General features: G+C 50.8%; 20 protein-coding genes. 14 read left to right on the forward strand and 6 right to left on the reverse strand.

Annotation, left to right across the window (positions count from 1 at the left end):
• The first annotated feature begins 22 nt into the window (after nucleotides 1–22).
• From FT643_RS03705 to sodB, 13 genes are all read left to right on the forward strand, one after another.
• Entirely contained in the window at nucleotides 23–994 is a 972-nt protein-coding gene (locus FT643_RS03705) for a calcium/sodium antiporter (protein ID WP_156869304.1), read from the forward strand.
• A gap of 52 nt (nucleotides 995–1,046) precedes the next feature.
• Nucleotides 1,047–2,030 (forward strand): KpsF/GutQ family sugar-phosphate isomerase, encoded by a 984-nt coding sequence (locus tag FT643_RS03710; RefSeq protein ID WP_156869305.1) that lies wholly within the window; start codon nucleotides 1,047–1,049, stop codon nucleotides 2,028–2,030.
• A gap of 24 nt (nucleotides 2,031–2,054) precedes the next feature.
• Nucleotides 2,055–2,603 (forward strand): KdsC family phosphatase, encoded by a 549-nt coding sequence (locus FT643_RS03715; RefSeq protein WP_156869306.1) that lies wholly within the window; start codon nucleotides 2,055–2,057, stop codon nucleotides 2,601–2,603.
• Nucleotides 2,600–3,187 (forward strand): LPS export ABC transporter periplasmic protein LptC, encoded by a 588-nt coding sequence (gene lptC, locus FT643_RS03720; RefSeq protein WP_156869307.1) that lies wholly within the window; start codon nucleotides 2,600–2,602, stop codon nucleotides 3,185–3,187. The genes FT643_RS03715 and lptC overlap by 4 nt, the downstream gene beginning before the upstream one ends.
• Nucleotides 3,168–3,704, forward strand: a complete 537-nt coding sequence (lptA, locus tag FT643_RS03725) for a lipopolysaccharide transport periplasmic protein LptA (RefSeq protein ID WP_156869308.1) — start codon at nucleotides 3,168–3,170, stop codon at nucleotides 3,702–3,704. Before lptC ends, lptA begins: the two co-directional genes overlap by 20 nt.
• A 4-nt stretch (nucleotides 3,705–3,708) precedes the next feature.
• A complete protein-coding gene (gene lptB, locus FT643_RS03730; RefSeq protein WP_156869309.1) occupies nucleotides 3,709–4,434 on the forward strand; it encodes an LPS export ABC transporter ATP-binding protein in 726 nt (241 codons plus the stop codon).
• A gap of 199 nt (nucleotides 4,435–4,633) precedes the next feature.
• Nucleotides 4,634–6,259 carry an RNA polymerase factor sigma-54 gene (locus FT643_RS03735; RefSeq protein ID WP_156869310.1) on the forward strand — a complete coding sequence of 542 codons (1,626 nt, stop codon included), beginning with the start codon at nucleotides 4,634–4,636 and terminating at the stop codon, nucleotides 6,257–6,259.
• 147 nt (nucleotides 6,260–6,406) lie between these two features.
• Nucleotides 6,407–6,694 (forward strand): ribosome hibernation-promoting factor, HPF/YfiA family, encoded by a 288-nt coding sequence (gene hpf, locus FT643_RS03740; RefSeq protein WP_156869311.1) that lies wholly within the window; start codon nucleotides 6,407–6,409, stop codon nucleotides 6,692–6,694.
• A 28-nt stretch (nucleotides 6,695–6,722) separates the two neighbouring features.
• Entirely contained in the window at nucleotides 6,723–7,175 is a 453-nt protein-coding gene (ptsN, locus tag FT643_RS03745; RefSeq protein WP_156869312.1) for a PTS IIA-like nitrogen regulatory protein PtsN, read from the forward strand.
• Nucleotides 7,172–8,023 carry an RNase adapter RapZ gene (gene rapZ, locus FT643_RS03750; RefSeq protein ID WP_156869313.1) on the forward strand — a complete coding sequence of 284 codons (852 nt, stop codon included), beginning with the start codon at nucleotides 7,172–7,174 and terminating at the stop codon, nucleotides 8,021–8,023. Before ptsN ends, rapZ begins: the two co-directional genes overlap by 4 nt.
• Before the next feature lie 186 nt (nucleotides 8,024–8,209).
• Complete coding sequence (locus tag FT643_RS03755; RefSeq protein ID WP_156869314.1) at nucleotides 8,210–8,482, forward strand: HPr family phosphocarrier protein; 273 nt, start codon at nucleotides 8,210–8,212, stop codon at nucleotides 8,480–8,482.
• Between the two features lie 158 nt (nucleotides 8,483–8,640).
• Nucleotides 8,641–9,996: a magnesium transporter gene (gene mgtE / locus FT643_RS03760; protein WP_156869315.1), complete on the forward strand. Its 1,356-nt coding sequence runs from the start codon at nucleotides 8,641–8,643 to the stop codon at nucleotides 9,994–9,996.
• 174 nt (nucleotides 9,997–10,170) lie between these two features.
• Nucleotides 10,171–10,752, forward strand: a complete 582-nt coding sequence (gene sodB, locus FT643_RS03765; RefSeq protein WP_156869316.1) for a superoxide dismutase [Fe] — start codon at nucleotides 10,171–10,173, stop codon at nucleotides 10,750–10,752.
• Between the two features lie 47 nt (nucleotides 10,753–10,799).
• On the opposite strand, the gene pmbA is transcribed toward sodB, so the two are convergent.
• Entirely contained in the window at nucleotides 10,800–12,122 is a 1,323-nt protein-coding gene (gene pmbA, locus FT643_RS03770; RefSeq protein WP_156869317.1) for a metalloprotease PmbA, read from the reverse strand.
• 95 nt (nucleotides 12,123–12,217) lie between these two features.
• On the opposite strand from pmbA, the gene yjgA reads away from it, so the two are divergent.
• Nucleotides 12,218–12,757, forward strand: coding sequence for a ribosome biogenesis factor YjgA (gene yjgA / locus FT643_RS03775; protein ID WP_156869318.1), 540 nt, complete (start codon nucleotides 12,218–12,220; stop codon nucleotides 12,755–12,757).
• A gap of 7 nt (nucleotides 12,758–12,764) precedes the next feature.
• Here yjgA and tldD read toward each other — a convergent pair whose 3' ends face one another.
• Genes tldD through FT643_RS03800 form a run of 5 tightly spaced genes read right to left on the reverse strand, consistent with a single transcriptional unit; the run spans nucleotide 12,765 to nucleotide 21,229 of the window.
• A complete protein-coding gene (tldD, locus tag FT643_RS03780; RefSeq protein ID WP_156869319.1) occupies nucleotides 12,765–14,201 on the reverse strand; it encodes a metalloprotease TldD in 1,437 nt (478 codons plus the stop codon).
• Nucleotides 14,198–15,046: a carbon-nitrogen hydrolase family protein gene (locus FT643_RS03785; protein ID WP_156869320.1), complete on the reverse strand. Its 849-nt coding sequence runs from the start codon at nucleotides 15,044–15,046 to the stop codon at nucleotides 14,198–14,200. The genes tldD and FT643_RS03785 overlap by 4 nt, the downstream gene beginning before the upstream one ends.
• A complete protein-coding gene (locus FT643_RS03790) occupies nucleotides 15,046–19,146 on the reverse strand; it encodes a YhdP family protein (RefSeq protein ID WP_156869321.1) in 4,101 nt (1,366 codons plus the stop codon). The genes FT643_RS03785 and FT643_RS03790 overlap by 1 nt, the downstream gene beginning before the upstream one ends.
• Before the next feature lie 12 nt (nucleotides 19,147–19,158).
• On the reverse strand, nucleotides 19,159–20,631 hold the full coding sequence (rng, locus tag FT643_RS03795; protein WP_156869322.1) for a ribonuclease G: 1,473 nt from the start codon (nucleotides 20,629–20,631) through the stop codon (nucleotides 19,159–19,161).
• On the reverse strand, nucleotides 20,624–21,229 hold the full coding sequence (locus FT643_RS03800; protein ID WP_156869323.1) for a Maf family protein: 606 nt from the start codon (nucleotides 21,227–21,229) through the stop codon (nucleotides 20,624–20,626). The genes rng and FT643_RS03800 overlap by 8 nt, the downstream gene beginning before the upstream one ends.

A 21,229-nucleotide genomic window follows, 5' to 3' on the forward strand; every position in this document is an offset into this window, starting at 1 on the left:
TGTTTTAATGTGGAATTGACACATGCTGGTTGCCCTCCTGGCCATTGTGGCCGGCTTAATTTTGCTGGTCTGGAGCTCAGACAAATTTGTCGACGGTGCAGTCGGCCTCGCTAGCGCCCTGGGCATGTCAAAAGCGATGATCGGGCTGACTATCGTTGCCCTCGGCACATCCGCCCCGGAAATCGTTGTTTCCATCATGTCAGCTTTGTCCGGAGCACCAGAGCTCGCCCTTGGCAACGCTATTGGCTCCAATATTGCCAATATTGGTTTGGTTCTGGGGGTAACAGCAATAATCGCTGCCCTTCCCATTCAATCCGGACTCCTTAAAGAAGACTTACCTGCCCTCATCGCCGTCACCGCAGGCGTCGGCTTCCTGTGTAGCGACAACCAGCTTACCCAAACCGATGCTTTTGTCATGATTGTCATGCTGATACTCCTGATGTATCTGTTATTTCGCTATAAAAGCGAACATCAGGACGAACTGATTGAGCAGACAACGCAAGACGACATCCAAGGCCCCAGCAAGGGGAAATCGACCTTTTGGTTTATTGTCGGCACTGTGGTTCTCATCGGATCTTCACGCTTATTGGTGTGGGGAGCAATTGAAATAGCCCGAGCCATGCAGATAAGCGAAGTGATCATCGGTCTTACGATTGTTGCTATCGGCACCAGCCTGCCGGAATTAGCCGCATCCATCGCCAGCGCGCTGCGAAAGCATCATGATATCGCGCTCGGAAACATCGTCGGTTCCAATATCCTGAATCTGCTGGCAGTGCTGTCCGCTGCGGCCGTGATCCATCCGATTGAAATCAGCTCTACCACGCTGATTCGTGATTATGGGGTTATGTGCGGTGTTACGCTGTTGCTGGCCTTGTTTATGTTTCTGCCAAGAAAAGCAAGGCAGCTCTCCAGAATCAAGGGCGGCATTCTACTGGCAGCCTATTTAGCCTATCTGGCGATACTCTATCAACAGACCATTACGGCCTCGGCTTGATTTGGTTTACACTGTGCCACATTGAAACTTCGAATTTAAGGCGATTGCTGAAATGAATACCAGACAAGACGGCGACGAGTTTATTCAATCCGGTCGCAGGGTTATAGAAATTGAGACAGCCGCCACCCATGCACTTCTGGCCAGGATCGATAAGAATTTTCAAAATGCCTGCGAGATTCTGATGCAATGCAAAGGCCGGGTCATCATCACAGGAATGGGGAAGTCCGGCCATATCGGCAACAAAATTGCGGCAACACTGGCCAGCACAGGCACCCCGTCTTTTTTTGTTCATCCGGGTGAAGCCAGTCACGGCGACCTGGGCATGATTACCGGCGAAGATGTAGTGATCGCCATTTCTAACTCGGGTAAAACCGAAGAAATTGTCAATATCGTACCGTTGATAAAGCGCAAAGGCGCCCCGCTCATCAGTATGGCAGGCGACAACCAATCACCGCTTGCAACCCAGGCCGATGTCCATCTTGATATCAGTGTTAAAGAAGAAGCCTGTCCGCTTGGACTGGCCCCCACAGCCAGCACTACCGCTACCCTGGTGATGGGCGATGCCATCGCAGTAGCGCTGCTGGAAGCCCGGGGATTTACCGCTGACGATTTTGCACTTTCTCACCCCGGCGGAAGTCTGGGAAGACGCCTACTACTATTAGTGGAAAACATTATGCACAGCGGTGATAAAATCCCGCTGGTTGCGAAAGCAGTGACCATCAGCGATGCACTGCTTGAAATGAGTAGCAAAGGGCTCGGCATGACCGGCATCGTCGATCACAATAATAAGTTGATCGGCGTATTTACTGACGGTGACTTACGCCGGATGCTGGATCAGGGGTTGAACACAAAAACCACCAGTATTGAAAAAGTGATGACCGCGAACCCTAAAACCATCAGCCCCCACATTCTGGCTGTGGAAGCGCTGAACATGATGGACAAAAGCAAAATCACCGCACTGATGGTCGTGGATAAAAGCGGCACCCCGATCGGCGCACTGAATATGCATGACCTGCTGCGTGCAGGGGTAATGTGAACGGAGTTTTTACCCGAGACCATAATGACTGAAGAATTACAAAGCAAAGCACGGAAAATAAAGTTGGTTGCGTTCGATGTCGATGGCGTGATGACCGATGGCAGGCTCTATTTCACTAGTCTCGGCGATGAGATAAAAGCCTTCAACGTGAAGGACGGTCTGGGTTTAAACCTGTTGCGCGAGACCGGCGTTGAAGTCGCCATCATTACCGGACGCACATCTGAACTGGTGCTCCGCCGAGCCAAAGACCTGAAAATTGACAACGTCATACAAGGCCGAGAGGACAAGCGACGCGCTTTGGCAGAGCTGCTATCTGAGCTGAACCTGACAGCAGAACAAGTGGCCTATATGGGGGACGATCTGCCAGACCTAGCTGCGATACAATTTGCCGGTATTGGCGTCACCGTGGCAGATGCATTGCCCATCATACGCCAGCATGCAGACATCATCACAGAGAAGAACGGGGGCGAAGGTGCGGTCAGAGAGCTTTGTGAGTGGTTGATGTCAGCTCAAGGTCACCTGGATGCGGTACAGCAACGCTTCTTGCTCGATAGTTCTGATCCTAAATCATGAAAAACCGCCAGCAAATTTTTATTTTTAATACCCTGCTTACGCTTGCAGTACTCGCGCTCTACACCTATCACAAATGGGACGCGTGGTTCGCGCCGCAAGATGTCATCAGTTCCGACGTTGACCTGCCCGACCTTACCGCCATCACGGTGAAGCAGGACAATTTCGACCAGGACGGGAACAAGGAATACGAGCTCAGGGCGGAATCGATGCTCCAGTATCTTGCGACTGACCGCAACTTAATGATCCGCCCTGATATCACCTTATTTCAGGAAACGGTCGCAACCTGGCAAACCAGTTCCGCCGAGGCCGTTTCAGATAACGAAGGTGAAGAACTGCACCTCACCGGCAATGTCGTAATTAAACAAATCAATTTTGCGGAAAAAGGGCTTAAAGAAGCCCCCACCCTGGAAACAGAGACGCTGCTGTTGAAACCGAAAGAGTCCTTCGCCACCACCGACGACCGCGTTATCATCCGGCAAAGTGGTATTTACATTGAAGCAACCGGATTGGAAGCAGATCTGAACACCAACCGCATTACCTTAAGAGAAAAAGTAACCAGCATTTATGAACCAGATAAATCTTAACCGTCTTCTGTGCCTACTTTGCCTGTGGCTATCCGCTCCCGCAATGGCACTGGACAGTGACCGCAATAAACCGCTAAAGATCGTTGCTGACACAGCACTGATTGATGAGAAAAGTGGCATGGCTGTCTACACCGGCAGCGTTGTCCTGATTCAGGGTACCCTCAAAATAGTCGCGGATAAATTAAGCATCCAGACCATTGAAGGTAAAGTGGATAAGGTCATGGCAGACGGTGCGCCGGCCCTCTTTTCCCAGGTGCCCGAACCCAACCAATCGGAAGTGATTGCCAAAGCAAAACGCATTGATTACATGGTGATCGATCAAAAATTACTGCTAAAAAGAAGCGCATCCATTGTCCAGGAAGATAATATTTTCCGCGGGGAGGAAATTCTTTACGAAATTCAAAGCCAGCGTTTGCAGGCGCAAGGCGAAACCAAAGACCACAAACCCGGTGATATAAAGCGTCGCGTTGAAATGATATTACCTGCTGCAGCCGAACCAACACCGGAAAAGAAATAAAGTAATGAGTAGATTAACCGCATCCAATCTGGCAAAAAGTTACAAAGGCCGTGCCGTAGTCGAAGATGTTTCGATCTCAATAGAAAGTGGACAAATTGTTGGTTTGCTAGGTCCAAATGGGGCCGGAAAAACCACCTGCTTTTATATGATTATCGGTATCGTGCCGCAAGACAAAGGGCGCATCGTAATAGACGACACCGAAATCACACATCTACCCATGCACGGCAGAGCGTCGAAAGGCATCGGCTATCTGCCTCAGGAAGCCTCCATTTTCCGGCGGCTTAAAGTAAAAGAAAACATCATGGCTATTCTGGAAACCCGCAAGGATTTGTCCCGAGCGGAACGAAAACAAAAGCTCGATCAGCTATTAAAAGAATTCCACATTGGCCATATCGCCGACTCTCTGGGCATGTCATTATCCGGTGGAGAAAGACGCCGTGTTGAAATTGCCCGAGCACTAGCAACCGACCCGGCTTTTATTCTGTTGGACGAGCCCTTCGCCGGTGTTGACCCCATTTCCGTGGCGGATATCAAACAGATCATAAGCCAATTGAGGGATCGTGGTCTCGGGGTCCTGATAACAGACCATAACGTGCGTGACACTCTGGATATTTGTGAGAATGCGTTCATAGTGAGTGAAGGACATATTATTGCCGAGGGAGAGCCCTCTCTCATTCTTCAAAACCAAAAAGTCAGAGAGGTTTATCTGGGAAATCAATTTCAGATGTAAATGTTCTAAGCATTTTCAGGCATGTAAATTGCTTTGCTGCGCGACACCTCTTACAATTAGTTAGAAGGACCTACAGTGCAATCCAGCTAAGCAATTGATATTTATAGCAATAATGATTGATAGCAGAATCCGGGTGAAAGCGCATTGGATGGTGGCTTTTCATCGTTCAAGCAGTTGATAGAAGTCGAAACGGGTATCAATGAAGCCAACTTTACAGCTAAAAATTGGTCAACACCTTACCATGACGCCGCAATTGCAGCAGGCTATCCGCTTGCTGCAATTGTCTACTCTTGACCTTCAGGCAGAAATCCAAGAAGCACTGGAAGCCAACCCACTGCTGGACGTCGAAGAATCCGGTGACGACAACAGCAATACTGAGACCGATAACAAGACAGAGAAAACCGACAACCTGGCTGAATCCGACAGCGTGCCGGATTTCACCCAGGCGAGCGAAGTCAAAAGCGAAAACAGCACTCAATCCGCTGAAGACGCATCCGTCGATCTCGAAGGTAAACAAATATCAGATGAGCTTCCTGTCGACAGCGACTGGGATACCATGTACGACAGTTCGGGCTCCACCCTCAGCGGCAGCAGCGGCAGTGGTGGAGACGACGATGATTTTGACTATGAAAGCCGAAACAGCGCACCGGAATCCATCTACGATTCACTAATGTGGCAACTCAATCTGACTACCATGTCCGATGTTGACCAGATGATAGCAATGGCGGTAATAGAAGCTGTAGACAACAAAGGCTACCTGACGCAATCCGTTGAAGATATCAGGGAAAGCGTGCTGGCACAAAAAGACGTTATATCCGACCTGATCCGCTTACAGCAGGAAGAACTCGACAACCTGGGCATTGTCTTGCAACCGGACGAAGACGACGAAGGCCAGCCGATATCGCTGGAAGAAGTTGTCGCCGTGTTACACCGTATCCAACAGTTTGATCCCCCGGGTGTGGCCGCGCGGGACCTACGTGAATGCCTGTTAATCCAGCTGAAGCAAATGGACAAATCCGAGCCCTCCCGGGATGACGCCATCCTGGTGGTTGATACTTACCTGGAAACCCTCGGCTCCAGGGACTTTGCAACCATCATGCGCAAAGGGAAGCTGTCTGAGGCGCGGTTGAAATCAGCGATCTCCCTGATTCAGTCACTCAACCCCTATCCTGGCAGCAGCATCGAAACCGATGATACGCAATACGTCATTCCCGATGTTATTGTCAGCAAGGACAAAGGACGCTGGCGGGTGGAACTCAACCCCGATGCCACTCCCCGGCTCAGGGTCAACGGCAACTATGCCTCCCTGATACAACGAGCCGATAACAGCAGCGATAACACCTTCCTTAAAAACAATCTGCAGGAAGCCCGCTGGTTTATCAAAAGCTTACAGAGCCGCAACGAAACATTGCTCAAGGTATCCACCAAAATAGTGGAACATCAGATCGGCTTCCTGGAGCAAGGCGAAGAAGCCATGAAGCCGCTAGTGCTACACGACATTGCCGAAGCCGTGGGCATGCATGAATCAACGATTTCCCGTGTGACCACGCAAAAGTTTATGCATACCCCCCGGGGTATTTTCGAGCTGAAATACTTTTTCTCCAGCCATTTGAGCACGAATTCCGGCGGTGAATGCTCGTCCACAGCAATCCGCGCTATTATCAAGAAACTGATTGCAGCCGAAAACCCCAAAAAACCGTTGAGTGATAGCAAAATTGCCAACATACTGGAAGAACAGGATATTAAGGTAGCACGGCGCACCATAGCGAAATACCGTGAGGCCATGATGATTCCGCCCTCCAACGAAAGGAAACGATTGGTCTGACCGCGTGTCGAAGTTTACAGGTTTTCCAAGCGATGTTTCGACGAAACACCGCTTAGTCCGAAACCGGATGCAACGGGAAAAGCCGCAACTAGGTGAGTTCAGTTCATACGGTTGTAGTAAAATCTAACCACGATAAAGGAGTGGCCTATGCAAATTAACATCAGCGGACATCACGTAGACGTAACGGATTCATTGAAAGACTACGTATCCGATAAAATGCAGAAACTCGAGCGCCATACCGACGACATTACTAGCATCCAAGCCATACTCAGTGTGGAAAAAAACCGACAAAAAGCAGAAGCGCGAATTCACGTGAAAGGTGCTGATTTGTTTGCCAACGCCGAATCTGAAGATATGTACGCGGCCATAGACATGCTGACAGATAAACTTGATCGTCAGGTGGTCAAGCATAAGGAAAAGATGAAAAGTTGGTAATTCTTTAACCTGGAATAAAGACTTAAATATGGAACTGGCTGAAATTATTAACCCGCAAAGAGTCTTTGAAGACGTCTCCGGCGGAAGTAAAAAGAAAGTTCTGGAAACCGCTGCCGGGCTAATCGCCCAGCAGTGCCCCGAGCTGGACCCGAACGAATTATTCGACAAATTAATTTCACGAGAAAAACTGGGCAGCACAGGATTGGGAAAAGGTATAGCCATTCCCCATTGCCGGGCGAGCCACTGCAACAACGCCATCGGCGCATTCATCAAACTGGAGTCCGGTGTTGATTTTGACTCCGTCGACCGGGAGCCGGTGGATATGCTTTTTTTTCTGCTGGTACCCGAAGATGCCCATGATGAGCATCTGAATTTACTCTCCAAAATCGCCACCTTGTTTAATGATGACAGCCGACGCCGTGAAATTCGTACCGCGCATTCCTCACAGTCTATTTACGATGCTCTGGTAACGCCGGTATGAAACTAGTGGTAATCAGTGGTCGCTCCGGCTCCGGAAAAACCACTGCATTACACGTACTGGAGGATATTGGTTATTACTGTGTGGATAATCTTCCCGTGACTTTATTGCGGGACCTGATCGTCGAACTGTCCTCCCGCAAATCCCCACAAATTAAAGAAGTGGCTATCGGTATCGATGCCCGCAACAGCGTCACACAACTTGAAATGTTGCCCAATGTTTTACGTGACCTCAGCGCGGAGGGCATCGACAGCGAAGTGATTTATCTGGACGCGATGGACTCTGTTTTAGTAAAGCGTTTCAGTGAAACCCGCCGCCGGCACCCCATCAGTAACGATACCAATACGCTCAATGAAGCTATCGAGCGCGAACGCGATATGCTGCATCCGGTCGCTTCCAGTGCCAGCCTGATTATCAATACCAGCAAGCTCAACCTTCACGAGCTACGTGACCTGATAAAAAAACGGGTCGGTGCAGGTAACGAAGGCATGGCCTTGCTGTTTCAATCCTTCGGCTTTAAGAACGGCGTTCCGGGTGATGCAGACCTGGTATTTGATGTCCGCTGTCTACCCAACCCCCACTGGATTCCTAATTTGCGCAGCCAAACCGGGCGCGATCCGGACGTCCAAACCTTTCTGCAGGGGCATGAGCAGGTTCAGGAAATGCTGGACGATATCAGCGCTTTTCTCGTTGCGTGGTTACCACGATTTGTTGCCAACAACCGCAGCTACATGACCATTGCTATCGGTTGTACCGGTGGACAGCACCGCTCGGTTTACATTACCGAAAAACTAACCGAACAATTCAAACCAGATTTCCCTAATGTGCAGGCTAGACACAGGGAGTTATAAGCTGGTTTAATCCTCTGGGTAAAGCCTATCACTACGCTAAATGTTTCCACCCGATTGCGACCCCGGACGTTGAGCCCTAATCCGGCTTTTTGTAACAAAACCCATTGGCCCAGTCACTTATTTCGTCTGCAAGCCTTTAACATTTATCTGGGTGTGTTTGAGCTGGATCAAGTGCGGTAATTTAGTATGGACCTGGAAAAAAAGATAACGATCATCAACAAATTGGGACTGCACGCCAGAGCAGCATCAAAACTGGTCGCCACGGCCTCCCGCTATGAAAGCCGCATTACGCTTAACCGCAACGGTCAGGAAGCCGATGCTAAAAGTATTATGTCGGTGCTCATGCTGGCGGCCAGCAAAGGCAGCGAACTCAAAGTTCAGGTATCCGGCAAAGACGCCGAAGACGCCCTGTCAGACATTGAATCACTGATCAACAACCGTTTCGACGAAGCCGAATAATTCGACCAGTAACGCCAAGGCACATTCCGATGCTGGTCAATTCACCGGGCATTCATTAGAATGTCGCCGCACCCCCACTGCAAACCTAACGATTCTTGAATTGTCACACTAGACTTGTAAAAAGAGCAGGCCCCCTATTCCACCACAGGAGATGATCAATGGCGATAAATCATTCCAGCCTTGAAATTCAAGATCATCTTCACACCTTTCTGGACGCCCTTGAAAGCGGTACGTTTGATGATGTCCGACGCATGTTACGGGGTATGTCTCCGGCAGAAATCGCCAAGCTCATCGAATCCTCTCCACCGCGGGAGCGGAATTTGCTGTGGCAGCTCATTGATAAAGATGATGAAGGGGAAATACTTCAGTATCTTAACGAAGAGATCGCAGCCTATTTCCTGCGACACCGAAATACAGAAGATATTATCAGTGCCGTAGAAGGTTTCGATACCGATGATTTCGCCGATCTGTTGCAGGAACTTCCGAAAACAGTAATGCGACGGATTCTCGAATCGCTCGACGATCAGAATCGCCACAGAATCGAAACTATTTTGTCTTACGCCGACGACACCGCCGGCGGCTTGATGAACATCGACATTATCACCATCCGGCCGGACATCACCCTCGATGTTGTTTTACGTTATTTACGCAGGCACGAAACTCTGCCGGATACCACCGACAATCTGCATGTCGTCAACCGCGCCGGTCAGTTCGTTGGTTTATTGCCATTAACCAAGTTATTGATCAAAGATCCCGGCATGCTGGTTCGCGAAGCCATGGATGAAGCCAAAGCAATAACCGCCGTAACCCCGGCAAAAGAAGTGGCGGCCATGTTTGAACGGGAAGATTGGGTAACGGCTCCGGTGGTCGATGACAATGGCGTGCTCTTGGGCCGGATCACCATCGATGACGTTGTTGACGTTATTCTGGAAGGTGCAGACCACTCCTTCATGAGTATGGCGGGGATGGATGAGTATGAAGACACGTTTGCACCTGTTTTAAAAACCGCCCGCCGTCGCGCCATCTGGCTGGGAATAAATTTGCTGACCGCCTTTCTCGCGTCCTGGGTCATCGGTCTCTTTGAAGGCACGCTGGAGAAAGTCGTCGCGCTGGCGGTTTTGATGCCCATTGTCGCCAGTATGGGTGGCATCGCCGGCAGCCAGACCCTCACCCTGGTGATCCGCGGTATGGCGTTGGGGCATGTCGGTTCGGCCAACGCCCGCTGGCTGTTGACCAAAGAAATGGCGGTGGGCTTTCTGAATGGCGTCACCTGGTCCGTCGTGGTGGGAGTAGTGGCCACGATCTGGTTCGACGATATGATGCTGGGGGCAGTGCTCAGCACGGCCATGATCATTAATATGGTGGTAGCGGCATTAGCCGGCGCATCGCTACCGATGATCTTACAGAAAATCGGGATCGATCCGGCCCTGTCCGGCAGTGTGATCCTCACCACAATCACCGACGTGGTCGGATTTTGTTCGTTTCTTGGCTTGGCAACGATCTACTACACCTAGCTCGTTGCACTCATAGTTAAATTCTATGGATTGATTAGTAAAATCAAATCTCTAAGGTGATAGGCCAACTGACAAACGAAGCGCAAATCTGCTAGAGTGTGGCCTCTATTGTAGAGAGAGAATCGGGCCTGTCCGCAGGCTCACATCGTTGTTAACCAAATGAGGGGACATCACATGGCTTTCACTTTGCCAGAATTACCGTACGCAAAAGACGCATTGGCACCGACCATTTCCGCTGAAACCCTGGAGTATCATTACGGCAAACATCACCAGACTTATGTCGATAAACTAAATGGCCTGGTTCCCGGAACTGAATACGAAGGCAAAAGCCTGGAAGAGATCATCAAGTCTTCCTCCGGCGGCGTTTTTAACAATGCAGCACAAATCTGGAATCACACTTTTTACTGGAACAGCCTTAGCCCCAATGGTGGCGGTGAGCCGACTGGTGCCATTGCAGAAGCGATCAAAAGTGCATTTGGTTCTTTCGAAGATTTTAAAGCCAAATTCAACGACAAAGCAGTGAACAACTTCGGCTCCAGCTGGACTTGGCTGGTGAAAAAAGCAGACGGCTCTTTGGATATCGTCAACACCAGTAATGCGGGCACACCGATCACAGAAGAAGGCGTCACTCCGCTGATCACTGTGGATCTTTGGGAGCACGCTTACTACATCGATTTCAGAAATGCCCGCCCGAAATACCTGGAAGGCTTTTGGAATCTGGTTAACTGGGAATTTGCTAACACTAACCTGGGTTAATCGAGCCATGTAACAAAGGCGCTTCGACCACGGTGGAAGCGCCTTTGTTATTTACCTGCCACGGTCATCGATTCCACCAACACCGAACCCATCTGAATATTGCCCCGCGCATCAATATCGTCTCCGATACCCAAAAACTGCCTGAACATATTTTGCAGATTCCCGGCCACCGTAATTTCGGATACCGGGTGCCGGATACAACCGTTCTCGACCCAGAACCCAGCAGCGCCCCGGGAATAATTACCGGTCACAATATTGACTCCCTGCCCCATCAGATCCGTCACCAATAAGCCCGTCCCCATTTTTTGCAACAACTCGTCACGGCTATGTGTAGCACTGCAACGAAGGTTGCGGATTCCGCCTGCATTGGCTGTGCTGGGCAAACCCAGTTTACGTCCGGAATAAGTGCTCAACACGTAATTGATAAGGCGGCCATTTTCAATGAAATATTTCTCTCGGGTCTGCAAGCCATCACCATCAATCGGTGCACTGGCTGCGCCTTGCCGCAGATGGGGTAATTCATAAACATTCATCCAGGAAGGAAACACCGGCTGTCCCCTTTGCCCTTCCAGAAAGCTGGCATGGCGGTACAAACTGCCCCCGGATATGGCTGCGATCAGATGACCAATCAAACCTCCGGCTACTTCAGCCGCAAACATAACCGGAAACTCACCTGTAGCAACCGATTGGCTGCCCAGACGCTGCAATGCTCTTTGCGCCGCTTTACTGCCGATACTTTCTACATCGGGTAACGAACCCACCACACGGCAGCTCTGCGACCAACCACCGCGTTCCATCTCATGATCACGCGATGCAATCAAGGCACAGCTGACACCGTGGCGACTTTGTGGATACGCAGCAACAATGCCATGACTGTTGCCATACGCCCTCACTGAGTCTCCTGTCCCCACATTAGCGCCATCGCTTTTATCAATGCCCTCATAGGCCAGGCCAGCAGCCTCACAGCGTTGCGCTATTTCTATCGCCTGCTGCGGCTGCAGTGGCCAGGGATGATATAAATCCAGATCCAACACCTCGGTCGCTTCCTGGCCGGCATCCGCCAATCCGGAAAATTCATCTGGTGCGGTAAACTGAGCGATATCCAGTGCTGCCTGTACTGTTTGCCGCACAGCCTGATCTGAAAAATCGGAAGTCGATGCACTGCCTTTGCTTTTTCCCCGGTAGACGGTAATCGCAAAGCCGTGATTACGGGTGAATTCAACGGTATCGACTTCTCCATTGCGCACACTGACGTTGAGCCCCTGGTCCTGATAGGCGCCGACTTCCGCGGTCGCACCGGATTTTTCCGCCAACAGCAATGCGGTCTTGATCTTATCCCGCAGGCTTTTCAATTCCTGGTCAATATCCATTTCAGATCCTGTGGTACAATTAGCAACAAATTCGAGTATATCCTGTCCTCCGGGTAACACATCAACAGAGCATAGGCAGCACACACCGAACCATCATGTCTGAATTCAATCATCAAAATCAATCCGAAGAAGAAGACTTGCCGCCGAGCAAATCCGCCGTAAAACGCGAAGCTGAGCGACTAAAAAAAATTGGCGAACGACTCCTGCAATTGAGTGATAGTCAGCTCAGCCCTTTTCCACTAACGGAAAAGCTGGAAATAGCGATCGCAGAAGGCAAGCGTATGAAAAGCCATGAGGGCTTACGTCGCCATAAGCAGTATATCGGCAAACTGTTGCGAGACACGGATACGGACGCCATCGAAGCTCGCCTCAGCGATATTGAAAACGCTCATACGCTTAACACCCAGGCCTTTCATAAACTGGAAACCTTGCGCGATGAGTTGATTGGCGGGGATAACACCACTATAGGCGCCGTTATTGCCGAATTCCCAGGTGTCGATACACAAAAGTTACGCCAGCTGGTGCGTAACGGCAAAAAAGAACAACAGACCAATCTGGCTAATCCCGACAAAGTCAGCAATGCCCACGGGCGCAAATTATTTCGCTATCTGCGTGAAATGAGCGAAGCAAAATAACCGTCCATCATCGGGTCCCTCCCACTACCAACTCATCTACTTTAAGCGTTGGCTGTCCCACACCGACCGGCACCGACTGCCCTTCTTTACCACAGGTGCCAACGCCTTTATCCAGCGCAAGGTCATGTCCAAGCATAGAAACTTTTGACATCGCCTCCGGGCCATTACCGATCAGTGTTGCCCCTTTCACCGGATAGGTAACTTTACCGTTTTCTATCATATAAGCTTCACTGGCGGCAAAAACGAACTTACCCGAGGTAATATCCACCTGGCCGCCACCAAAATTCACCGCATATAAGCCTTTCTTCACCGACTTAATAATATCCGCAGGATCGTCTTGCCCGGCTAACAAGTAAGTATTGGTCATGCGCGGCATGGGTAGATGCGCGTAGGATTCGCGGCGCCCGTTGCCGGTAAGTTCCGCGCCCATCAGGCGGGCATTGAGCTTATCCTGCAGATACCCTTTCAGAATGCCCTTTTCGACCAACATAGTGGTGCCCGTTGGTGTGCCTTCATCATCAATAGTGAGCGAGCCGCGCAGGTCCGGCAGCGTGCCGTCATCCACGATCGAACACAGCGGAGATGCTACCTGCGAACCGATCCGCCCGCTGTAGTTTGACGTGCCCCGGCGATTGAAATCCCCTTCCAGGCCATGACCAACCGCTTCATGCAGTAATACACCCGGCCAACCCGACCCGAGTACGACCGGCATGGTTCCGGCTGGCGCCTCTCTCGCTTCCAGATTTACCTGGGCCATTTTGATCGCATCATCTACGTACTGTTTCAGCGTCGCATCATCAAACAGCTCATAACTCCTGCGCCCACCACCGCCGCTACCACCACGCTCCCGACGGCCATCCTGCTGCAGTATCACGGACAGGCTTAAACGCACCAACGGCCGGATATCAGCACTCAACGTACCGTCAGTGGCCAGAACCAACACGGTTTTCCAGCTACCGGCCAGGCTGACGCTGGCATCCACTACCCGGCTATCCGCCTGTCTCGCCATACGGTCAATTTTTTCCAGCATCGCGACCTTTTGGTTCCGATCCAGACTGTCCAGGGGGTTTTTATTTGAGTATAAAGCGCGAATGGGAGCGGGCTTAACCGCATTTACAGGTCGTGCGGTTCCGGCAACAGTGACAGCGGCATTGGCCGCATTTTGAATGGCTGTCGCGCTGATCAGGTCAGAATAAGAAAAACCGGTCTTTTCGCCACACAAGGCCCGCACACCAACACCGCCGCCCACGTTAAAGCTAGCACCCTTCACAATGCTGTCTTCCAGACTCCAGGATTCGGACAAGGTTTTTTCAAAATAGAAATCAGCGAAATCGACGCCCTTACCCAGCATCGAATCCAGAATTGAATTCAGTTGTGATTGTTCCAATGAATTGGGCAACCACACCTCTTTTTCGGCCAGTTGAATCAGTTCAGATGCGTTCATTTCTTAACGATAGCACGAAAGCATTGGTGCTGCTGTACCGGCATCGCCGCACGCACTTCCCGTTGCCACTCAAAATCCAGGTCCGCAACCACAATGCCCGGCCCGCTTTCCAATTGGGACAACACAGCGCCCCATGGATCTACAATCATGCTTTGTCCCCAGGTTTCCCGTTTCAGGGTGTGCTGGCCGCCTTGATTAGGCGCGATGACAAACGCTTGATTCTCGATGGCCCGCGCCCGCACCAACATTTCCCAATGCGCGCTACCGGTGCGCGCGGTGAATGCCGAGGGAATGGTAAATGCGTCACACCCCTTTTCACTTAACGCGCTGTACAATCCTGCAAACCGCAAATCGTAACAAACCGTCAACCCCAGCTTACCCAGCGGGGAATCCACCACCGACAGCGCATTACCCGGCTCGATTACACGAGATTCTTTATACTCGCCCTGGTTATCCTGAACTGACACATCGAATAAATGGATCTTATCGTAACGGCCCACCTGCTCTCCGGCGGCGTTGAATACCAATGAGGTGGCATTCACTCTTTTATCCGACACCAACGAGCCGTCCGGACGCGTGCGGCAGGGGATTGTCCCACCCACGATCCAAACACCATGGTGCGCACTTTGTTGTGATAGGAAGCCGGAAAAAATGCCCTGCGTTTTTTCCGCTTCGCCCCACTTAAATAAATTATCGCTATCCAAAACCGCGAAATTTTCCGGCAACACCACCATTTTGGCACCGGCTTCCGCCGCCCGCCCTATCAACCGCTCTGCAGAACGGAGATTGGCGTCGACATCAAATGTGCTGACCATTTGCACTGCGCATGCTCTAACTTCACTCATTATGGTGCCTTTTGGGGTGCCGGGGTTTGATAAAGGTTAGGCGTGGGCTCGGCTGCCGGAGGCGTAAATAGCGGGCGGTCCCCGGCTCCAGCAGAACGCTCCTGCCTTACTTGCGGGGCTTTGTCTGCTGCGGGCTTTTCATTGCCGAGCACTGCTTCACCCACTTGTTTGGGAATAATGCTGAATGAGTCTTTTACGCTGATTCTGGGCTCATCAATTGTTCCCTGCACGGCGTATTTGATCGTCGTCAGCTTATCAAACTGGCTGCCTAACATTTTTTCCACTACAAACGCTGTGGCTGCAGCAGGGACACCGCCAATCACGGCTGCGGGTAAAATCAGGTTGCGTGTCACCGGCAGCGTTACATCCAGCCCCATGTCGAGCACACCCGGCTCCATATCAAGTTTACCGCTCACACTCATTTTGATAGAGGGGGAATCTATATGCATTGATTTTATCTCCAGCAAACCTTGGTTCAGGTTGAAATCACCGGTGATTTCATCGTACACCATGTCAGACTCCCGCAAGTCATCAAAATTCAGCTGCAACCGCCGCATAAGCGTCTCAAAATTCAGCGCTCCCCATAATTTGCCTGCGGCATTGGAGCTGACATTGAAAAAGATACCGTCTTCCAGTTCCGCTTTAATATCGCCCCTTAGCCTGGAAACGGCCATTTCAATCGGTGCGCCCGGCCAGCCTAACTGTAAATCCGCTGTTGCCGACTTGCTGCTCAACGTCGGAGTCGCTCCCCAAATCCGCATGATATCCGCTGCATTCTCCCCTTTTACTTGTGCACTGACGCGAGTAAAGCGATTTCCCTTAGCCGATTCATGCCACTGCCCGGTACCGGTTAAAGAAAGGCTTTGGGTAGTGCAGTTTAACTGGGTAATGTCCATCCCTTGCTCGGATGGAATCAATTTCAGATCCCAGCGCCCAAAGTCGGCATCCCCCACCTTCAACTCGTTTATGTTGATATTCACCGGCGGAAAAAGACGGGGAGACAGATCCATCGGCGTCCAGTCAGTCTCCTGCTCCTGATCTTCACTTTTGGGTATATGGACCCGGGTTAACGTGACATTGACCGGCTGCTTCTGGCGAGGTAGTTGTTTAGCCGATTCCAGTAAATACAGCGGTAAGTCAGCCACACCGGAAACTCGACTGTTATCCAGCCAGGTCTTCCAGCCACGTTCAGTCCGCCGGACACTGATATCCGCACGACCGTAATCGGTCCCGGCGATCCGCAACTGCTCGATGCGGAGCGCGGTATCGTCCACCATTTTCAGTGCAGACGAATCAAATTGCTCAGTCTTGTTTTCCGAGGCCATTTGCACCCGATTAAAACTGGCACGCCACTTTTGATCATCAAATTCAGGAAGAACACCCTGCACTACCAGACGATTTTTTTCCGGCAATGATACTGAGCCGGGACCAAACCGAACCATCCCCTTGAGCAACTGTGTTTCGCTGTTTAACAAAACCAAACTAAGAGAATCGTTGTACTTCAACTGCAGTTCGGAAGCGTCATCCTCCAGCGTTCTACGCAGTGAAAATACGGAATCAACAGCCGCTGGTTTGGCAAAGGGTGGGGGCAAATCAACCTGAACACCTCTCAGATTAGAATAGACCTGGAAATATTTTGGATGCTTGCGAGCCATATCTCCCATCGGGATATACAAACCAAATTGGTAATCGATAGTACCGCTGACCGCAGTCATCACCGGCATTGGTTTCCATTCTTTTATTTTCTGTAGTGCCCCGTTGCCGGCCACATTCAATTGAATTTGCCTGCCCTGCTCCAGTCGTGTTGTCGTTATTTCTCCCACCAGCGGACCGTTAAACAAGGTTCCGGTGAGCTGATGCGCTTGCAACCCCCTGTCCAGGTCAAATTCCACTTCACCACTTAGGTCTTCTACCTGCAAACCCTGGCTCGCGATCGTCAGCGAGCCCTCTGACAAATCGATATTAGCCGTCACTGCTAGCCCGGGATTTTCGACAACCTCTTCACCATCAGGAGTGGTTTCGGGTTGCGCTTTGTGCTGTAAAGGTGCATCCAGTTTTAATCTCACATCCAGCGCGCCAGTCATTGAGAAATCGTGAATAAATTCCCCCAGGTAGCCCGCTAACGGGGTTTCGGTCAGCACCTTAAAACCGGATTGCGCCTGGCCTTGTGTTTTCCCTCTCACCGATAAAATATGGGGCTGAGAAGGCTTGTAACGGGGCAAAGTAACTGTCGCATGCTGAATTTTCTGATCGTAGTATGTGCCACTGACAGCATGAGCTTCAACGGCACCACGATCTATAATGACATCCACTAACCCCTGGCGGATCGGTTCTTTCCAGTCTGGCAGAAATCGGAACACTGCATTTTCACCGGTGAAACCTAACATAACGGTGCGTTTCTCGGCAGTGCCTTTACGTAGCGGTCCATGAGCGATGATATCGCCCCGTAACAAATGCCCCGCCTGGATTGCCTGGTCCAGCCAGCTCACCAGCTTGTCATCAAGAATACCGGCTGGCAGGTACAAAGAAGCCTGTGAAGCATCGCCATTGCGCAGGGTCGCCTGCAGTTTTATAAAGGGGGATATTTCTTTGTCTTTGGGTAATGAAAGTGAAAGCTGAAGCCCACCTTGAGCATAGGGTGTCGCGGCCTGAATGACATCCGACTGTAAATTGTAACCATCTTCATTTATTTCCAGTGATACATTACCTTTCAATTTATTGATGCTCAACGCATCCCTGAATAAATGGGGATAATCCAATTCGACAAAGTCATCATTCAGACGAAAAATAAACAAGCCCTTCTTACCCCAGGCCTGGACATCAACATCATGGAACCCCGGATAGTTTTTCCAGGATCGGTTTTCGAACGCCGCTAACGAAAGCGCGAAGCGGTAATCCAGTATTTTTTCACCTTCAACAACCAACTCCAGATTCAAATCCCGCACTTTACCGGAAGGTCGCAGTTTGCTGATTGTTTTGTAAATATCGCTGTCTTTACCCTGAATACCTAAATAATATTTAACCCATGGCTCGATATCCACATCATCAATACTGATCCGGTATAACTCAGAATTATGGGTTTGTTGTTGTGCAAACAGACTCAATCGATCCGGACGCCAAGTGAAACGCCGAGTTTTCATATTAAGGTCTTGTAGCTCCAGCTTCCATTCGTCATGCAAACGCCCGGTCCAACGTATTTTGCCACTCAGCTTTTCGATTTCAGGAGGCTGCACGTCATTGCTGCTAGACAACTTTATATCGTTTGCGGTGAAGTCACTGACGATTTCGGCTAGGGCGCCGCGCTTTAACTTGACCCAGAAGCGCCCGCCGCCAGTTAAACTTTCCACTTTTGCATTGGCAAACGAACGATGTTGCTGCGGGATCCAGGGAAGCCAATCTGTAGCCTCGCTATCAAGAAATACATTGCCGGAGAGACCGCTCTTACTGAATACTGAACCGCTTACCCTACCGGTTAAACGAAACGAAAGATGACCAGGGCCGGACGCGGAGACATAGCCCTTCAGATAGCGACGCTGCAGGCCTGCTTCGCTTTGAAGCTGATGCACATGCAAATCGACGCGCTGGGCGTACAGTCCATCCACACTTAGCTCGGTATTAGTGATCGCAATTCGGGGTTGTGCAACGATAAAATCGACAACTTCTTCGAGTTTTTCTTTGGACTGTTTCTTGTCGGGAGTGAAGCCGCGTAAACTGAAGCGACCATCCTTATATTCGGCATGCAGCTCCGCACCATCAATATTGAGGCGAAACCGCGGCTGCCGGTTCTTCACTGACCGTATCAGCAATAATTCAAAGTCCACTGTCTTCGCCGACATTAACGGTTCGCTACCGGCTTCAGCACGCAAACTGATGTCGTGTACCAAAAACCGGGGAACCAAACCGGTCCAACTGCCTTTTATGGTTTCAATCGACAAATACATGCCGGTTTTTTGATTAACAAACGCCACTAGCTCCGGCTTAAAGTCATCAATCTGATGCACCAACTCCCGCACCACGCCGATCAGAATGGCGCACAGCACCAGCACTGTAACCAGCAAAGCAAGAATTTTCTTTGCGACACCGGAAGCCACTTTTTTCACCGGTCGCCCCGGCTACATAAGCACCACATCAAACTCTTCCTGAGAATAAAGTGACTCCACCTGGAAGCGAATGGTTTTCTTGATAAACATCTCCAGATCGGACACGTTTGCCGACTCTTCATCCAGCAACCGGTCCACCACTGCCTGGGAGGCTATCACAAGAAAGGATTCCACCTCATAGGCACGGAACTGACGCAGAATTTCTCTGAATACTTCATAGCATACCGTTTCTGCGGTTTTTACAATGCCTCTGCCGTGGCACGTGGGGCAATCCTCACACATTACCCGCGCGAGACTTTCGCGCGTGCGCTTTCGGGTCATTTCCACTAAACCCAGTTCCGACACCTGGGTAATTTTGGTTTTTGCGTGATCCCGATCCAGTGCTTTTTCAAACATACGAAGTACCTGGCGTCGATGCTCAGGATCTTCCATGTCGATAAAATCGATAATAATAATGCCACCCAGATTACGCAGCCTTAATTGTCGCGCGATTGCCTGGGCGGCTTCCAGATTGGTTTTGAAGATCGTTTCTTCCAGATTGCGGTGACCAACGAAGGCCCCGGTGTTGACGTCCACAGTGGACATCGCTTCGGTCTGATCAATAATCAGATGCCCACCGGATTTTAATTGAACCTGGCGCGCCAGGGCTTTTTGTAATTCGGTTTCGACACTGTATAAATCAAAGATCGGCCGTTCGCCCGGATAGTGCTCCACCAACTGCTCTACGTCTGGAATAAACTCCCGTACGAACTCAATCACATTGCCGTAGGTCTCCCGCGAGTCAATGCGCACCTTTTCAACTCCGGGCCGGACTTCATCCCGCAAAGTACGGATGGCCAATGCCAGATCCCGGTGAATTAACGTAACCGGTGTAGACCGGGCAATACGCTCGTTAATCGATTTCCAGAGCCGGCGCAGAAACTCCACATCCCGGCGCAGGGATTCTTCATCCGCGCCCTCCGCAGCGGTACGAAGGATAAAGCCTTTTTTCGGTATATCTTCACGCTCGGCCATGATGGTTTCCATGGCGTTACGCAAGCGCTCACGTTCCTGGTCGTCTTCGATACGTTGAGAAATCCCGATGTGATCGGTGTAAGGCATATACACCAAATAACGTGACGGAATCGACAGATGGGTAGTTAAACGCGCGCCTTTCGTTCCAATCATGTCTTTAGTAATCTGCACAACAATAGGCTGACCTTCCGCGACCAGGTCCGATATATTGCCAACGGCGTCCGCAGCGTCATCCGGTTTATCCACTTGCCAAATGTCTTTCGCATGCAGAAACGCAGCCCGTTCCAATCCGATTTCCACAAAAGCGGCCTGCATACCCGGAAGCACTCTGGCCACCCGCCCTTTATAGATGCTTCCGACCAGTCCGCGCTTAACCGTACGCTCCAAAAATAATTCCTGAACGACGCCGTTTTCCACCGAGGCTACCCGGGTCTCCATGGGCGTGACATTAATTAATAATTCTTCACTCATTCCGTTTGATTCCGGGGGGTTGCCACAGGCTCACAGCGGCCTGTTTAATTAATTCTGAAGTCTCATACAAGGGTAGCCCCACCACGCCGCTATAGCTGCCGGCAATACGCTCGACAAAAACCGCGCCCAAGCCCTGAATTCCGTAACCACCGGCTTTATCCTGCGGTTCACCGGTATCCCAGTAATCACCGGCCTCCTGCTCACTGATCTCGCGAAAAACCACTTCAGTCGAAGAATAGCGGCGCAAAACACCGCTCGCCGTGGCCAGGGCTATTGCCGTGATCACGCGATGAGTGCGCCCGGAGAGGCTCAACAGCATTCTGATAGCGTCCGCTTTGTCGGTCGGTTTAACCAGAATCCGGCTATCAAGAACGCCTATGGTGTCAGCGCCCAGTACCGCATCGAAATGAAGATTAAGTTCAGATAAGCGGTTGCGGCCTGCCTCTGCCTTGGTTTGGGCCATACGCTGCACGTAGTCCAGAGCCGGCTCACAATGCAGCGGCGTCTCGTCAACAGACACCGGCAGCACGTCGAATTGCACACCAATTTGAAGCAAGAGTTCTTTGCGTCTGGGAGAAGCGGATGCCAAGTACATCAT

This window comes from Ketobacter sp. MCCC 1A13808 (assembly GCF_009746715.1).
Classification (GTDB): Bacteria; Pseudomonadota; Gammaproteobacteria; order Pseudomonadales; family Ketobacteraceae; genus Ketobacter.

Coding starts and splice junctions, on each gene's coding strand:
- yjgA (WP_156869318.1), top strand. CDS start 12,218: ATGTCTGAATTCAATCATCAAAATCAATCCGAAGAAGAAGACTTGCCG.
- lptA (WP_156869308.1), top strand. CDS start 3,168: ATGAACCAGATAAATCTTAACCGTCTTCTGTGCCTACTTTGCCTGTGG.
- hpf (WP_156869311.1), top strand. CDS start 6,407: ATGCAAATTAACATCAGCGGACATCACGTAGACGTAACGGATTCATTG.
- FT643_RS03755 (WP_156869314.1), top strand. CDS start 8,210: ATGGACCTGGAAAAAAAGATAACGATCATCAACAAATTGGGACTGCAC.
- pmbA (WP_156869317.1), bottom strand. CDS start 12,122: ATGGATATTGACCAGGAATTGAAAAGCCTGCGGGATAAGATCAAGACC.
- tldD (WP_156869319.1), bottom strand. CDS start 14,201: ATGAACGCATCTGAACTGATTCAACTGGCCGAAAAAGAGGTGTGGTTG.
- rng (WP_156869322.1), bottom strand. CDS start 20,631: ATGAGTGAAGAATTATTAATTAATGTCACGCCCATGGAGACCCGGGTA.
- FT643_RS03735 (WP_156869310.1), top strand. CDS start 4,634: ATGAAGCCAACTTTACAGCTAAAAATTGGTCAACACCTTACCATGACG.
- FT643_RS03785 (WP_156869320.1), bottom strand. CDS start 15,046: ATGAGTGAAGTTAGAGCATGCGCAGTGCAAATGGTCAGCACATTTGAT.
- rapZ (WP_156869313.1), top strand. CDS start 7,172: ATGAAACTAGTGGTAATCAGTGGTCGCTCCGGCTCCGGAAAAACCACT.
- ptsN (WP_156869312.1), top strand. CDS start 6,723: ATGGAACTGGCTGAAATTATTAACCCGCAAAGAGTCTTTGAAGACGTC.
- sodB (WP_156869316.1), top strand. CDS start 10,171: ATGGCTTTCACTTTGCCAGAATTACCGTACGCAAAAGACGCATTGGCA.
- lptB (WP_156869309.1), top strand. CDS start 3,709: ATGAGTAGATTAACCGCATCCAATCTGGCAAAAAGTTACAAAGGCCGT.
- lptC (WP_156869307.1), top strand. CDS start 2,600: ATGAAAAACCGCCAGCAAATTTTTATTTTTAATACCCTGCTTACGCTT.
- FT643_RS03710 (WP_156869305.1), top strand. CDS start 1,047: ATGAATACCAGACAAGACGGCGACGAGTTTATTCAATCCGGTCGCAGG.
- FT643_RS03715 (WP_156869306.1), top strand. CDS start 2,055: ATGACTGAAGAATTACAAAGCAAAGCACGGAAAATAAAGTTGGTTGCG.
- FT643_RS03800 (WP_156869323.1), bottom strand. CDS start 21,229: ATGATGTACTTGGCATCCGCTTCTCCCAGACGCAAAGAACTCTTGCTT.
- mgtE (WP_156869315.1), top strand. CDS start 8,641: ATGGCGATAAATCATTCCAGCCTTGAAATTCAAGATCATCTTCACACC.
- FT643_RS03705 (WP_156869304.1), top strand. CDS start 23: ATGCTGGTTGCCCTCCTGGCCATTGTGGCCGGCTTAATTTTGCTGGTC.